This window comes from Alteromonas sp. CNT1-28 (assembly GCF_022348345.1).
In the GTDB taxonomy this organism is placed as follows: domain Bacteria; phylum Pseudomonadota; class Gammaproteobacteria; order Enterobacterales; family Alteromonadaceae; genus Alteromonas; species Alteromonas macleodii.
Genome location: NZ_JAKREZ010000001.1, coordinates 359,787 through 375,134 on the forward strand (window position 1 = coordinate 359,787; position 15,348 = coordinate 375,134).

Annotated in this window: 13 protein-coding genes; 4 read left to right on the top strand and 9 right to left on the bottom strand. The window is 45.6% G+C overall.

Going from position 1 to position 15,348, the window contains the following annotated elements; genetic code table 11:
- Positions 1-228 precede the first annotated feature (228 nt).
- On the top strand, positions 229-1,197 hold the full coding sequence (locus MHN02_RS01540; RefSeq protein WP_239244258.1) for a carbohydrate kinase: 969 nt from the start codon (positions 229-231) through the stop codon (positions 1,195-1,197).
- A gap of 101 nt (positions 1,198-1,298) precedes the next feature.
- Here MHN02_RS01540 and yeiP read toward each other — a convergent pair whose 3' ends face one another.
- From yeiP to MHN02_RS01565, 5 genes are all read right to left on the bottom strand, one after another.
- On the bottom strand, positions 1,299-1,874 hold the full coding sequence (gene yeiP / locus MHN02_RS01545; RefSeq protein ID WP_014951071.1) for an elongation factor P-like protein YeiP: 576 nt from the start codon (positions 1,872-1,874) through the stop codon (positions 1,299-1,301).
- A 102-nt stretch (positions 1,875-1,976) separates the two neighbouring features.
- Positions 1,977-3,662: a cisplatin damage response ATP-dependent DNA ligase gene (locus MHN02_RS01550; protein ID WP_239244260.1), complete on the bottom strand. Its 1,686-nt coding sequence runs from the start codon at positions 3,660-3,662 to the stop codon at positions 1,977-1,979.
- Positions 3,662-4,678: a ligase-associated DNA damage response exonuclease gene (locus MHN02_RS01555; protein WP_069945257.1), complete on the bottom strand. Its 1,017-nt coding sequence runs from the start codon at positions 4,676-4,678 to the stop codon at positions 3,662-3,664. The genes MHN02_RS01550 and MHN02_RS01555 overlap by 1 nt, the downstream gene beginning before the upstream one ends.
- A gap of 274 nt (positions 4,679-4,952) precedes the next feature.
- Complete coding sequence (locus MHN02_RS01560) at positions 4,953-5,894, bottom strand: transporter substrate-binding domain-containing protein (RefSeq protein WP_239244262.1); 942 nt, start codon at positions 5,892-5,894, stop codon at positions 4,953-4,955.
- A gap of 140 nt (positions 5,895-6,034) precedes the next feature.
- Positions 6,035-7,213 carry a DUF418 domain-containing protein gene (locus tag MHN02_RS01565; protein ID WP_239244264.1) on the bottom strand — a complete coding sequence of 393 codons (1,179 nt, stop codon included), beginning with the start codon at positions 7,211-7,213 and terminating at the stop codon, positions 6,035-6,037.
- 223 nt (positions 7,214-7,436) lie between these two features.
- Here MHN02_RS01565 and MHN02_RS01570 point away from each other — a divergent pair, with 223 nt between their 5' ends.
- Positions 7,437-10,070 carry a ligase-associated DNA damage response DEXH box helicase gene (locus MHN02_RS01570; protein ID WP_239244266.1) on the top strand — a complete coding sequence of 878 codons (2,634 nt, stop codon included), beginning with the start codon at positions 7,437-7,439 and terminating at the stop codon, positions 10,068-10,070.
- A 184-nt stretch (positions 10,071-10,254) separates the two neighbouring features.
- Positions 10,255-10,959 (top strand): ligase-associated DNA damage response endonuclease PdeM, encoded by a 705-nt coding sequence (gene pdeM, locus MHN02_RS01575; RefSeq protein WP_014977637.1) that lies wholly within the window; start codon positions 10,255-10,257, stop codon positions 10,957-10,959.
- Positions 10,960-11,102: 143 nt separating this feature from the next.
- On the opposite strand, the gene MHN02_RS01580 is transcribed toward pdeM, so the two are convergent.
- From MHN02_RS01580 to folM, 3 genes are all read right to left on the bottom strand, one after another.
- Positions 11,103-11,996, bottom strand: a complete 894-nt coding sequence (locus MHN02_RS01580; protein ID WP_039229281.1) for a carbon-nitrogen hydrolase — start codon at positions 11,994-11,996, stop codon at positions 11,103-11,105.
- Positions 11,983-13,047 carry an agmatine deiminase family protein gene (locus MHN02_RS01585; protein WP_014977636.1) on the bottom strand — a complete coding sequence of 355 codons (1,065 nt, stop codon included), beginning with the start codon at positions 13,045-13,047 and terminating at the stop codon, positions 11,983-11,985. Before MHN02_RS01585 ends, MHN02_RS01580 begins: the two co-directional genes overlap by 14 nt.
- A 148-nt stretch (positions 13,048-13,195) precedes the next feature.
- Positions 13,196-13,903: a dihydromonapterin reductase gene (gene folM / locus MHN02_RS01590; protein WP_014977635.1), complete on the bottom strand. Its 708-nt coding sequence runs from the start codon at positions 13,901-13,903 to the stop codon at positions 13,196-13,198.
- Between the two features lie 161 nt (positions 13,904-14,064).
- Between folM and folE the strand changes: the two genes are divergently transcribed.
- On the top strand, positions 14,065-14,748 hold the full coding sequence (gene folE / locus MHN02_RS01595; protein ID WP_014951061.1) for a GTP cyclohydrolase I FolE: 684 nt from the start codon (positions 14,065-14,067) through the stop codon (positions 14,746-14,748).
- A gap of 100 nt (positions 14,749-14,848) precedes the next feature.
- Here folE and MHN02_RS01600 read toward each other — a convergent pair whose 3' ends face one another.
- The gene (locus MHN02_RS01600; protein WP_239244268.1) at positions 14,849-15,076 is read right to left on the bottom strand and encodes a hypothetical protein; all 228 of its coding nucleotides are present in this window, start codon (positions 15,074-15,076) and stop codon (positions 14,849-14,851) included.
- Between the last annotated feature and the right edge of the window lie 272 nt (positions 15,077-15,348).

A 15,348-nucleotide genomic window follows, 5' to 3' on the forward strand; every position in this document is an offset into this window, starting at 1 on the left:
TCAAATTTAAGAGATGGTGTAGGTACTTGTTCAGACATAACTTTATTCGACAGTACTAGGTCAACCCTATCACACCCATTGATTTTTGCGCAAAAGGTTAAATCAATTAGGTTGATTTAATTGGCTATTTCGACAATACTATGCCCCAATTAATTAACGATTCGTTAACCTTGCGCGAACTGTGCATAGGTAAGCTGCAATTTTTAAATTCTGTTAAGTGAGGCTGGTATGAAGATTTTATGTTTAGGTGAAGTGCTAATTGATATGTTAAGCCAAGGTGCTGCGCCCAAAGATGGCAACATACCAGCAATGAAACCTTTCCAGCCCTACGCGGGTGGTGCACCTGCTAATGTGGCAGTCGCTGTAGCTCAGCTAGGTGGTGAGAGTGCGATGGTCTCGAAAGTAGGTGACGATACTTTTGGCGCGTTTCTTAAAGAAATGCTAGAGCACTACAAAGTAAACACTGACTTCGTGTGGACTACACAAGAAGGTAATACGGCTTTGGCATTTGTAAACTTGGATGCAGACGGCGAACGCTCTTTTGATTTTTATGTTGATAATGCCGCGCATAAACATATTTCAGAGCAAGATTTGTCGACGATAGATTGTGATAAAAATACAGTGCTTCATTTTTGCTCAGGTTCTATTTCAGGCCCTGAACTTATTCCTGGTACCGAGTTTATTCTGAACAAGGCGAAGGAAAACGGCATGATGGTGTGTTTGGATATTAACTATCGCCCAGCGTTTTGGGATGACACAGCGAATGCTCCGTCACGTATAGATGAAGCTGCAAAGAAAGTGTCTGTTTTAAAGGCTAGCCGAGAAGAACTCGCAGAGCTATATGGCGAAGAAAATGCTGATACAAAAGTTCAGCAATGGCTTGATAGCGGCGTTAAAGTTGTATTGCTAACTGATGGTGGTGAGCCTATTCACTATATTACCAAGTCGTTTAGCGGCACGTTAGCGTCACCTAAAATGGATGTAAAAGACACGACGGCAGCGGGTGACTCTTTTATTGGTGGCTTCTTATATTTCCTATCTACAAAAGTGAAAAGCGCTGATGACTTCGACGCATGGGCGGAGAACTTCGAGAATGTAAGCGAAGCTACGGAATTTGCTATCCGCTGTGGTGCTTACACGGTAACGCAGTATGGTGCATTTAGCGCATTGCCAACGCAGGCTAACATCGCTAAATAAGTATCGATTATCTTAAGATAAACAAAAGGGTTCAAAATGAACCCTTTTTTCTTCAATAGCTGCGCACCGGCAAAGGTGGCGTCAGCTGATGTATTGGAGGCTTAATGCTTATCCGCTCTACTTTGGAACTTGCGTTCCTCGGTGTTTACCTTAATCCATTCGCCAGTGCTGATGTATTCAGGCACCTGTACAACCAGTCCGGTTGAAAGCGTGGCAGGCTTGGTTCGAGACGTAGCAGAGGCGCCTTTAATAGATGGGTCTGTCTCAACAACTTCAAGCTCTACGCTCATTGGCAAATCTAACGCTACTGGCACTTCACTTACGATAACCACCTGAATACCGTCGGTGTCTTCATTAATAAATAGCGCCTCATTTTCAATACTTTCTTTGTTCAAGTGATAAGGCGTGTAGTCTTCCTTATCCATGAAAATGTATTCGTCACCATCAACATAAGAAAACATTGCCGGACGACGAATTAAATCAGCCATATCTAATGTGTCTGAGTCTTTAAATGTTTCGTCGTACTTAGCACCTGTGACGACGTCATACATGCGCATGCGATAAATGCTGCCACCTGCACGACCTTGGGGTACAGAACGTTCTATGTCTCTAACTATGCAGGTCTTACCGTCAAATACCACGGTGTTATTCTTTTTGATTTCACTAGCCTTCGGCATGGCGATTTCCTATTTTTGTTCTCTTCAGGCAATCCGCCCGAGGTCATCTGTAAAACTTCATTTTCAGCGATTTTTTCTTACTTAGGAAGTATTTTTACGTGCTTAGTTTTCGATTAACGCTTTAACGTTGGTTAGCGTGTCAGCTTCGGCGGCGGGTTTATCCCAACGAATACGGTGAATGCGAGGGAAGCGCAGCGCTACACCCGATTTATGTCTTGAAGAAGGATGGACCGCGTCGAAAGCCACTTCTAACACCAGATCTTTCTTTACCTCCCGCACAGGGCCAAAGCGTCCCACTGCATTGCGCCGTACCCAGTTGTCTAGCTTCTTAAGTTCTTCGTCGGTAAATCCAGAATATGCTTTTCCTATTGGCAGAAGCTGGTTGTCTTCCCATGCACCGAACGTGTAATCGGAATAGAAGCTCGATCGTTTCCCGTGCCCTCGCTGCGCGTACATCATTACCGCATCAACCACCAGCGGGTCGCGCTTCCACTTGAACCATTGCCCTTTGGGACGGCCGGGGATGTACTTGCTATCTAAGCGCTTTATCATCAACCCTTCCACCGCGCGATTTTGACAAACGCGGGCATGAAGTTCACGAAGGCTTTTGGGAGAGCTCGCAGAAAGGGTTTCCGATAAAAACAAGCGCTCGCTTTTGTTATGGTTAAACCATTCGTGGAGCGCCTGGCGACGTTCCTTCAACGTTTTCTCAGTTAAATCTTTGCCATCTAGCACCAAGGCATCGTAGACAATAAGTCCAACAGGTGAAGACGCCTGCAGTGCTTTACTTGGCTTTTTCTTGTTGAGGCGTTGCTGAAGTGCATTGAATGTGTCGACATTCGGCTGTGAAGCCATAGCGTCATAAGCGTCGCCTTTTACGTTATGAATAACCAGTAGTTCACCGTCTAGCACCATATTTCCTTTTACCGTTTCAAGTAGGTCGGGAAAAGAATGGCTAATGTCATCTCCTGTGCGTGAGAAAAGCGCCTTATCCGGCGTGTCTTCATTTGTTGTTTGCCCTTTTTTGTTATCGTTCTGGTCTTTTCTTGTGGCGCATTTACTGGCAATAGGCTCCGATTTAACAGCAAGCTGAACACGAATACCGTCGTACTTGTTTTCAATTTGCCACGTGTTTTCCTTAAAAGCATCAATATCGCTGTCCTCAATAGGGTGGGAAAGCATCACGGGGTGGAAAGTAACTGCATTTTCAATGTCAGGTTTGTCAGCTTTGCCTTCTAACCAAGCAAGCATGTCGGCGTAAGGTGGTGTAACCGCGTGCCACAGGGTTTCAATTTCTTTGATATCTTTATTGCCATAATCGGCCAGTATTTGTTTAATGGAGCGAGCCGACACGCCTATGCGCAATCCGCGGGTGCCAAGTTTCAATAAAGCCCAGCGCTGTGCAGGGGTCATTATCGTCAGGTAGTTGGCTAGCGTTTCCGACACCTTCTGTTTACTCACAGACGCAAAGGTTTCTACGACTTCAGTAAGACTTGGAAGATTATCCGTAGGTTCACTGTAAGGCCATAAATGCGCCACGGTTTCGCTAACCTCTCCCACATAATCGTAGCTCATTGCAAAAAGCGCAGAGTCAGTGTGTTCGGTAATGAGCTTTTTCACAGTGTTACGCTTAAAAAAATCGAATCGCAACGTACCGGCCATAGCGGCTATAGCCCAGCCACGATCAGGGTCAGGTGTGTTGGCAATGTAATCAGCAATGAGTTGCGCTTTGGCTTTGTTTCCCGACGTGTAATAAAGTTGCTCAAGCAAGTTACTAAATGCTTTCATTAGTCGCCTCCTTGCTCTTCTTCATCGTAGCCGACAAGCGATAATGCCCTAGCTTTGAACCCCATTTTTTCAGCTTGATACATTAACGCGTCTTCTCTACCGTGGGTCACCCATACTTCTTTGGGATTCACTTCTTCAATGGTTTGTAATAATTCTGGCCAATCGCAGTGATCGGAAATAATAAGCGGTAGTTCGGCATTTCTTTGCTTCGCACGGGCGCGAATTTGCATCCAGCCAGACGCCATAACAGGGCGCACATTGGGTAAGCTTCTCGACCACCTGTCGGCCAATGCCGAGGGGGGCGCTAATACAATCTCACCTGCCAGTGCTTTTTTATCTGCGACGTCGGATACAGGAATTAAAGCGCCTAGACTTATTCCAAGCTGTTCATATAAATCGCATAGCTTTAGCTGCGCACCATGTAAGTAGATGGGCTTTTCGTACCCCGCTTCACGTAGCGCTAAAATAACCCTCTGGCATTTCCCTAGGGCATACGCACCAACAAGGTGGCATCGTTCGGGAAAAACACGTAACGAGTGAAGGAGCTTATCTATTTCGTGCTCTATAGGTGGATGTTTAAATACAGGAAGGCCAAAAGTGGCCTCGGTAATCAATACATCGCAAGGGACAACTTCAAACGGCGGGCAGGTAGGATCGTGGCGACGTTTGTAGTCGCCGGAAACTACAACGCGATAACCTGCATATTCGATAAGAATTTGGGTAGAGCCTAAAATATGCCCGGCGGGGAAAAAAGTGACCGCAACGTCATTAAATGTCACTGACTTACCTAGCGTTATGGCGTGTTGGTGTGTTGCCATTTCATCGCCGTAGCGGGTTTTCATAATGGCCAGTGTTTCTGCGCTGGCATAGACACTGTGGTGGCCTGCGCGCGCATGATCAGCGTGTCCGTGAGTGACCAGTGCTGTGGCCACTTCATTCATCGGGTCAATATAGAATTCACCCGGCTCGCAATACAGGCCAGTGTCGTCAGCTTTAAGCCATGTTGATGGATGCACTACACATAATTTCCACGAAATAAACAATGCTCTTACTACGTAGTGAGTACCTAAAATCGACCATTTGATATTCGTTCGTTGAGGATTTTTTCGAACTGTAAAGCGCTTAAGCACTTTGTTTGTCGCAGTAGATATGGACTTGGATACAGCTTCGGAAGAGGCACTTTAAAAGTCTCTCACATTACATGTGCGGTTGAATCAATGGAATACTTTCCTTGATGAGAAGTAACACTGATAAGGATGCTGTAGTCTTATAACGTGCTATTCGAGATACCTATTGTACAACCTCAAGTTGTTGGGCTTCTGATGCTGTTGCCTCGAGCGTCGCTTCGGAGAGGTTTGGATTATTAAGTTTAAGTACGGTTCTCTCTGAAAGCTTCAGCGCTTTTTCAATATCTTTAAAACTAATGTACTTTTCAAATAACGCGGCGAAGCTTCCGTCTTGTCGAGCAATATTTAATCCCCGTTCTATGCGCTGCGCTAATTCAGGTTTCGATTGTGAAACGAAGAAGAACATGTAAGACGGGTAATACAATAAAACTGAAGGCTCTATGATAATGTCTGGGTCGTTTAGTGATTTCGCCTCTACCACCGCCTCATGAGCCGCACGTGGAAAGTAATCAATTCTACCAGCCTTTAAAAGCTCAATGATAATGTCGTAATTACTGGTTCCTAACGTAGTAAATCCGTTGTGCTCTAGAATCTGAAAATCGGGCCAGTCGTGACCTTGACCTGCAATAAACCGCTTTAGGTCAGGCGCGCTACGAACATTGTTAAACTCACGTAGAGTACTTTGGCGGATCAAAGAGACGCGATAGCCCATGATTCCGTTCAATAGAGGAACCCGCACCGGAATGGCTTGCTGTTCACGTAGTTTTGACGTCACTGTCCAAAACACGTCAATTCCCCCTTCTTGGTTTAGTTGGCGCAGAACGCGTTCTTGAACCAAATTGCCGCTACTCTCTACGAGATATGTTGGTTTAATAGGGTCTTCTGTTTTGCTAAGCGCTAATTTAAGTAATGCAGAGTAATAGGCATGAGAGGCATAGTCGAGCTCACTACTTTCGACTATCTTAACTTCGTAACCGCTAGGGGCGAGCTGTGATGTTTTCGCACTGTCCAATACACTTCCAAAAGCTTGTTGACAGAAAAGGTGCCAAATTATCATCACCGCTACTATTGAAAATAGCCCTACTCGACGTCGATTTTGTATCATGCCTTTTTACCTCAATGGCTAAGGAAAAGCCATTGGACCTGCTAACCTTTAACATTGAGTAAAGCTTAGCAGGCCCACTTATTTAGGTTACGTTTACCGTTCAGTATAGACACAATTTTCAAGATGCAAGCGATATGGCGTTAGGTGAGCTGCTCTATTTCGTCCTGTTTCAATTTTTGCTTTTTGTGAAAACTGCGCAAATACATTTTTCGCCATAGGGCTTCAAAGGGACCTTGGTTGAAGTGCTTAGTAATGGCGTTCGCCAAAATAACTTGTACTGCGGTGAAGGCGATGGTGACTGGAAGCAAATCAAGCAACGTTACGCTGTAAATAAAGTTTGGAAAATAAGCGGGCATGACGATGCGAAATAGCACAGCGAGTGCTATTGATTGGGTTAAGTAGAGGGTGAACGCAACTTTGCCACAGTTTATAAGCGACTGATACCACCACGCCGCAGTATGTCTTATGTTTATCAATAGGTGAGCGTATACCAAAGCGCAGAAAATGGCTGGAATGCTAGTGAACATGGGAATCACATCTAATGTTACCTGTTCGAATAAAAATTGCGGAAGTGCAGTAATGATGGATGTGACGATAGCAACCAATACTAACTTCTTAAATATCAGTGACGAGAAGCCGTGATTGAAAAAGCCTGCCCTATACAAATAAGCGCCAAACATCATAAGCCCCATAGACTGCCACAGCATAGTGAATGGCGCGACAATAACCGTAGACAGCATAAATGACGCTTGAATACCAAGTTGCGTTAAATAGCCGCTTTGCCACAAGGCCACTTCTTCGTTAAATGTTTCACTGGGTCGTGTTGGCAGTTCAGCCCCCATGTCGAACACAAACGCCATGACGAGCCCACCAACTAACATAATTGCGCTTCCCACAATAAGGTAATGAATACTTTTCTTTTTGAGTTCATCTTGAGGGAGCGTGAAGTGTTTTAAAATAAAAAATGCGCACAGGCTGTAATAAAGCAAAATGTCGCCGCTGAAAATAAATACGCCATGCAGTAGCCCAAATACAAACAGCCACTTAAGTCTGGCTTGTGAGAAATCTAAAAAATGGTGTCCGCGCTTTTCGCAGGACTCAAATTGAATTGCCAGACCTGCACCGAACAGCAAGCAGAACAGAGAACGAAATCGTCCATCCAAAAACAGCGTGTTAAAAAGTGAAATAACCGTGTCTGATAATAACGGCTCTTCAAAAAATGCATAGTTAGCGTAACCGTTTTGGTGAAACGTAATGTTCATGAATAAGATGCCAAGAATGGCTAAACCTCTAACGGCGTCTATTGAATGAATTCGCATGTACGGTCCTTGTAAGAAAATCGCTAATTCGTGAAGCATAAGAAGGTCAAAAACTCTGCGCTGAAGTTTACGCTAAGAAAATGCATAAGGTCGAAGTGAAAAATGTATCTAAACATTAAACGCGCTGAGGATGATTACATTGTGCATCTATCGTAAGGCGTGACAAGTAAACCTAACCAAGGTTTTGCCGTATAAGTGCTAAAAGTATTAACAAGAACCATCGATGACTCCACTTCCTTCAGTCTTTGCCCATTGGTTTGAACAAAAAGGCTGGCAACTACGCGATTATCAACACACCATGCTGGTGGAGAAAGACCAGCATGACTGTACATTATTGATTGCGCCAACCGGCGCTGGCAAAACCCTGTCTGGCTTTTTACCTAGCCTAATCGAACTTGCTGAGATGTCGAAAAACAGCGAACTTGCAGAGACATTTGGTATGAGCGAGCTTGCTGAGACATTTGGTATGAGTGAACTTGCAGAGATGTCGGAAAACGGGGAGCTTGTTAAGAAGACCGGAACCAGTGAACAAGCCGAAACAAAAGCAATAAACAAGCAGGCAACAAAAGGAAAAGAAAAGGATGGGTTCAACGGCCTACATACCCTTTACATATCGCCGCTGAAAGCACTCACGCAAGATATTCATCGTAATTTGTTACAGCCCATTGAAGAGATGGCGCTGCCGATAACGGCAGAAACACGTACTGGCGACACGCCTTCTCATAAGCGCCAGCGTCAACGTAAAAAGCCGCCAAACATACTGCTTACCACACCAGAATCGCTCATGCTGATGTTGAGCTACGCCGATGCCGATAAGCTTTTTGGCAAGCTTAAACGCGTGATCATCGACGAAACGCACAGTTTAATGGCCAACAAGCGCGGAGACTTTCTTTCACTCGCCCTCGCGCGGTTAAGCGTTCTATCACCGCATTGTAAGCGTATTGGCTTATCAGCCACCGTGGCATTTCCCGAAACGCTAGGTGCGTGGCTGGCTGGCAGTGACGGTGTAGCTAATATTGTAAAAGTGAAAGCGGGTGAAAAACCTAAGGTGGAAATGCTGCACTCTAAAGCGCGCATGCCTTTTGGCGGCTTTATGGCTCGCTACGCCATCGATGATATTTACCAGGCCATTGAAAACGCCAAAACCACACTGGTTTTTGTGAATACGCGAGCTCAGTCAGAGCTGTTGTTTCAAATGCTGTGGGAGGCAAACAAGGCTGCGCTACCCATTGCCCTTTATCACGGCAGCTTGAGCAAAGAGCAGCGTCGTAAGACCGAAGCCATGATGGCAAGCGGCATGCTGAGGGCAATTGTATGTACGTCGGCCTTGGAGTTAGGTATCGACTGGGGTGATGTAGACAAGGTCATACAAGTTGGCGCACCTAAAGGTGTAAGCAGGCTGCTGCAAAGGATAGGGCGAGCAAACCACAGGCTCGACGAGCCAAGTGAAGCGTTGCTCGTACCGGCAAACCGTTTTGAAGCGCTGGAATGTCAGGCGGCGATCACCGCTATTGAAAAAGGGGAGCTAGACGGGGAAAGCCCACAGCCAGGGGCACTGGACATTGTCCCGCAATTTATATTGAACTGCTTGTGTAGTAGGGCTGATAGCCCAGATACCTTGTATCAAGAGATACTTACCGCCACGCCATATCAAGGGTTGGATAGAGATGATTTCGATAAGCTGTGGCAGTTTACTCAAGACGGCGGCAGTGCGCTTAATGCGTATGAGAGATATCAACGCCTCACAAAAAACGACGATGGCACTTACTCGCCAGCGAATCGGCGGGTTATTCAACGGCACAGACAAAATATCGGCACAATCGTTGAAGCGGGTCGGCTTAAAGTAAAGCGTATACGAAGAGGAAATCAGGGCAAGATAATTGGTGAAGTAGAAGAGTATTTCGCTCAGCAGTTAACGCCCGGAGACACCTTCTATTTTGCAGGAGAAGTATTGCGTTTTGAGGCTATTCGCGACATGCAGCTACACGCTAAGCCTGCAAAAGCAAAAGAGCCGAAAATACCAAGCTACGCGGGTGGTCAAATGCCGCTATCTACTTACTTGGCGGAAGGGGTACGGGCAATTTTGGCTACTCAGAAATCATGGAGAGCACTGCCTGCACAGGTACAAGAGTGGCTTAAACTTCAACAGGCGTTTTCTCAATTGCCTAGTCCTGACAACGTGCTTGTAGAACAATTTCCGTTTAGACAGGCGCACTATACCTTGTACTACACCTTCGACGGACGCAAAGCGAACCAAACCTTAGGTATGTTGCTAACGCGACGAATGGAAAAAATGGGCATTAAGCCTTTAAGCTTCAGCGTGACCGATTACGGATTATCGGTGGCTTCAGTAAACGCCATCACACAAGGGCAGCTCCAGCAGCTATTCCAGCCAGATATTTTAGGGGACGAGTTAGAAGACTGGATGTTGCAGGCACCTATGCTTAAGCGCTCGTTCAGGCAAGTGGCGGTGGTGAGTGGGCTCACTGAACAGCGCTATCACGCCAGCCAAAAAACCATGAAGCAGGTCACGTTCTCCACGGACCTTATTTACGATACGTTGCGTGAACATGACCGCGACCATATCTTACTTAAAGTAGCGCGGGCCGATGCAGAACGTGAGCTACTTGATTTACGGCGACTCGCTAATTTACTTATTCGCTACGTGGATTCAACGACACTGGTAAACCTTGAAAAACCGTCGCCCATGGCCATTCCAATAGTGCTGGATGTGCGTAGTGAACAAGTGAAAGGCGCTGGAGCACAGGCGATCATCGAGCAAGCTAATTTATATGCAGAAGCTGAAATCATGTTAGATGAAGTTCGTGCATTGTTATCAGGGGCTAGCGTTGAATAACGTGAAGATAAACACGACCTGTAGGCTTCGCTTTAATACCTTGGCGATGTACTTCACGCCTGACACCTTGCTCAACTAACAAGAGCGGTCAGAATGCGGAAGCTTGAAGCGTAGTCCCGCAAAATTAACGAGCGGTTTCAAACCGATAATAAAAACTCACAAACGAAGAGCAAAAGAGGAAATTTTGGCAATAAGCGATGCTTGGCTAACCGAAAAAGTAAGCCAGCGCCACATCACTATTACAAAATATGCAGACTACTTGTGGCTGTTAGACGCGCGCGGTGTGGCGTATTTACCCGCATGCGATTGGCTTATAGTGTCTGATCTCCACTTAGAAAAAGGCAGTTATTTACGCAGTTATGCGAACCCGCTGCCGAGTTTAGATTCCACTGCCACGTTAACGCGGTTAGAAAGTATCATCGAAGATTACAAGCCACTGCGAGTTATCAGCTTAGGTGACAGCTTTCACGATAAACACAGCATGTCGCGCATGACCACTGAGGACCGTCAGCACTTATGCAGATTAGTTGATAGTGTGAACGAGTGGATGTGGGTAGAAGGTAATCATGACCCAGATTTACCCGACGGCATACCGGGTACGCCGTGTTTTGAAATAGTGTTAGATAATATAGTATTTAGACACGAAGTAGAAACGAGTGAAACTCGTGCTCAGGTTATTGGCCATTATCACCCCAAAAAGCGCACAACCATTACTCGCCGCCGTTACTCAGGCAAATGCTTTACTAACAACGAAAATGTATTTGTGATGCCAGCCTTTGGTCAGTTCACTGGTGGGCTAGATATAGATGAAGAGGTAATGCTAACGCTTCTGCCTAAACGCTCACGACAGGTATTCATGCTCTACGACAACATTATTTTTAAAGTGTAACCACAAAATTGGGGTCAGAGTACATTTCCACCGCGGCAGAATTAAAAAAGGGGTCAGAGTACATTTTGTGACATAGATTTGTCTCGGAAAATGTACACTGACCCCATTGTTTCAAATAATGTACTCTGGCCCCATTATTCGGGTTAGTCGCGCCAGCGCTTGGTTAGTTCGTCGTAGGCGTCTATGCGGCGGTCGCGGAAGTAAGGCCAAATGCGCTTCACCTGTTCGGTACGTTCCATATCAAGCTCTACGGTTAGCGTGGTTTCACCTTCAGCTTCGGCTTTGGCCAAAATCTCACCTTGCGGGCCTGCTACAAAGCTTTGTCCCCAGAACTGAATACCTGGATCACCTTCAACAGGTGACGCTTCAAATCCAGTGCGGTTTGCCACGATAACCGGTACTGAGTTTGCCACAGCGTGAGAGCGCTGAATGGTTTCCCATGCACCATGCTGACGGGTACGTTCTTCTTCTGTGTCAGTTAAATCCCAGCCGATTGCGGTAGGGTAGAACAACAAGTCCGCACCTGCCATCGCCATTAGGCGCGCCGCTTCTGGATACCACTGGTCCCAACACACCAATACGCCAAGTTTACCTACGCTGGTTTCAATAGGCGTGAAGCCCATATCGCCCGGTGTGAAGTAAAACTTCTCGTAAAAGCCTGGGTCATCAGGAATATGCATTTTACGATATTTGCCCGCAATTTCTTTACTGCGGTCGAACACGACTGCGGTGTTGTGATACAAACCTGAACCGCGCTTTTCAAATAAAGATGTCACCAACACGATATTGTGTTTTTCGGCTAGTTCACCAAAAAATTCTGTCGCAGGTCCAGGAATTGGTTCAGCCAAATCAAAGGCGTCAGTATCTTCTTGCTGGCAAAAATACAGGGTGCTGTGTAGTTCTTGAAGCAAAATACACTCGCATCCTTCAGCGGCTAATTTGGCAATTTGCTCGGCACTTTTATTCCAGTTCGTTGCTTTATCGTTATCGGCAACGGCCTGTTGTACCAGACCCACTTTTAGCTTAGCTGGGCGCATGTAATGACACTCCTTTCTTTAAGGTGGTGATAATCGAATCTTTTAATGTATTTGTGGGAACCTGCATGGAAATGCAATGCAAGCTGCCGTATTGTCTTACGAGTACACTGCAATCGATTGGTTCAACAATATGATTGGGATGTGCTCTTTGTACAGTCTCAATGGCTTCTGCGTCTTCCTCTTCACCGTAAACAGGCAATAATATTGCGTTGTTACAAATTAAGTAATTTGCGTACGATGCCGGCAGGCGATCCCCTTCGTCATTTACAATATTAGGCAGCGGCAGATGAAACTGTTCATGCTCAGGCAGCTCAAGGGCGCACTCGTCGCACAACGCTTTCAACCCTTCAAAGTGACTGTCATTAGGACGGTTGTTACACGCCTGGATCACTAGGCCTTTGTTCGGCGTGAAACGCACTAATGTGTCGATGTGACCGTCAGTATCATCGCCTTCTAAATGACCATGTTGCAAAATAGTAACTTTGCTGCAGCCTAGCATATCTTTAAATGCATCTTCGTAAGCGCTTAGCGACATATCACCATTACGCTCAGGGTTAAGTAAACACTGGGCAGTACTTAATAGGTGTCCGTCTTCATCAATTTCCAGTGCGCCACCTTCTGCCACAATTGGGCTGCTGCGAAGTACAGATTTACACATGCTGGCAAGATAACGCTGATTCGCCAGATTATCTTCAGCGGCGTTAAACTTATTGCCCCAACCGTTAAAGCGAAATTCTACCGGCGAGCCATTGCCTTCACTGTCTTTACACGTGATGAAGCCGTAGTCGCGCATCCATGTGTCGTTAAATGAGGCAGGAACAATAAGCACTCGAGCGTTCTCTGGTAAACGAGAATTAAGATCGTCTACGTCACTCGGCGCACATAATAAAATCACACCCGCATCGTTGCGGTTTACTGCAGCAATCACGTTCAGATACGTCGCTCTCGCGTCTTCTAACCATGGAGCCCAGTCGGTTTGCGCATGAGGCCACGCTAACATAACAGCATCAATGTTATGCCATTCAGGCGCCATAGTACGGTTGCCGTGCATAGTAAAATTCCAAATAGCTACGAAATAGGGTTCGGATTATAGCCATGCCTCAGCATGAGACCAAGGCAAATGGCGATGAAATTAATTGGCGGTGACGATTACTTTAAGCCATAAGGAAAACTGAAATGACAGAAAAAAGGGGCAGTCTTTATTTTAAATGCCGCCCACCGTTGAGGTGAAGGGTTTGCCCTGTCACATAGTCACTATCAAATAAATAGTTCACGGCTTTCACGGCCTCTTGCGCCCCCGGTACTATCTCTAACAGTGATTTTTCTAACGCTTTTTGCTTATAAGCTTCGTCATCACCCTCATTGAACATAAGCAAAGCTGGGGCAATGCTATTTACTTTTACCTTTGGTGCTAGCTTCTTAGCAAATGATAGGGTCAGGTTGTGCAGGGCTGCCTTACTTGCCGCATAAGCCATGTGTTTCTCGCTGCCTGTTTCTTGAACGTAGTCAGTCATATGAATAATGTCAGATTGAACGTCGCAATCACAAAGAGCCTTTTCAAGTGCCAAGTTTATGCGGTAAGGGGCAACAGCATGGACCAACATCATTCGTTCAATCAAGCTATGCTTGTCATGGTTATCTTTTTCTTGCGCCCAATCTGACGCGTTGTGGATCACCGCTCGATAGGTTTTACTGATTGCCTTAATCTCATCAATTGCTCGATCAATAGCCGCCTCAGTGCTAAAATCCGCCTGTAAGACTGTAGCACCTTTATCCTCAAGCATTGAAATACTTGGACGAAGTGTTCGATAAGTCACGACAACGTGGTGGCCCTGGTCAAGTAAACTATTGGCCATAGCTAAGCCTAAACGTTGACTTGCGCCTGTAATTAACACAGGTGAATTCAAGATGATGTCCTTCTTTCGTAAAAGGTAACGGTTTTATTATTCTGTGCCAAATGCACAGTCGGTAGCAATGACATTAAATAAAAGTCATGTTGCCAAGTAATCGATCTGTAACGAACTCATGCTCGTACAAGATCAAAAAAGAAGTAACTACGGATAAAGTAATGTTAGCAAAAGAAGCGGTAATTGTGCGCGACGCACTAGACCCCTCTATTTCAGAGCCAGCACAACGTGTACGAGAAGCACTAGAAGCCAAAGGTTTAGAAACACCTATGGTGGCTAATGGTCTTACTGACGAGCAAAAGCGCAAACGAATTGAAAGTGCTATGCGTGACGTAATGGACACGCTTGGCCTTGATCTAACTGACGACAGTTTGTGTGATACGCCCACGCGAATCGCTAAAATGTATGTTAATGAAATCTTCGGTGGATTGGACTACCGCAAATTTCCTAAGATTACTGCCATTGAAAACAAGATGCAGATTGACCAGCCTGTACAGGTATCTGATATAAGCCTGACCAGCACCTGCGAACACCACTTTGTTACTATTGATGGCACGGCAACCGTTTCTTATATTCCAAAAGATACAGTAATCGGCCTTTCAAAGATTAACCGTCTTGTGGGTTTCTTTGCTCAACGTCCACAGGTACAAGAGCGTTTAACTCAACAAGTGTTAGTTGCGTTGCAGACGTTGACCAATACTGAAGACGTAGCGGTGAGCATTAACGCCACGCACTATTGCGTTAAGGCGAGAGGGATCCGTGATACTAATTCATATACGAAAACGTCTGCGCTCGGCGGCCGTTTCCTTACTGATAATGAATTGAAACGAGAGTTCTTTCGGTAGTTGATGGTTGTTTGTTTCGGAACTTTATTCAAGAACTTTAAAAGCCGCTCATGAAGCGGCTTTTTGTTTGCTAACATTTTGCTACGCTTTCCAACGCGCTTTATTTGATAACAAGCTCTGCATCCAGTGAATCGACAATCAAATTGATACGGCCACCAATACCACTGGCCGCCGTTAAACTGAGTACTTTGTTACAGCACCCACAAGATTCATGCTGTTCGTGATACATGTCGCGAACTGTTTCTAGCTGGAAGTCATTTATTGCGCCGCAATACGGGCACATGTATTCCAAAGCACTATCACTTTGCATCGTTTTATCCGTTACCATGTTAAACATATCCATATGACATAAGTCGAATCCCGCTGTGTAATACCTCTGCGTGAAGCAAGAAACAAACCACACACAACAAGAAGAGTGCTACTTCCGCGTCAATCAGTTTGAAAGCCAGTCAAACACAGGCCAAGCTACCAAAGTTATGCGGAAGCTACGTGAACTATCTATTCACTATAAAAAGTATAGTGGGTATTTATTGGTGTGCCTGTGAAAAAATGACTTATTCGATAAGTCACTGGCAGTAAAGATAATTAATTTGGCGACTA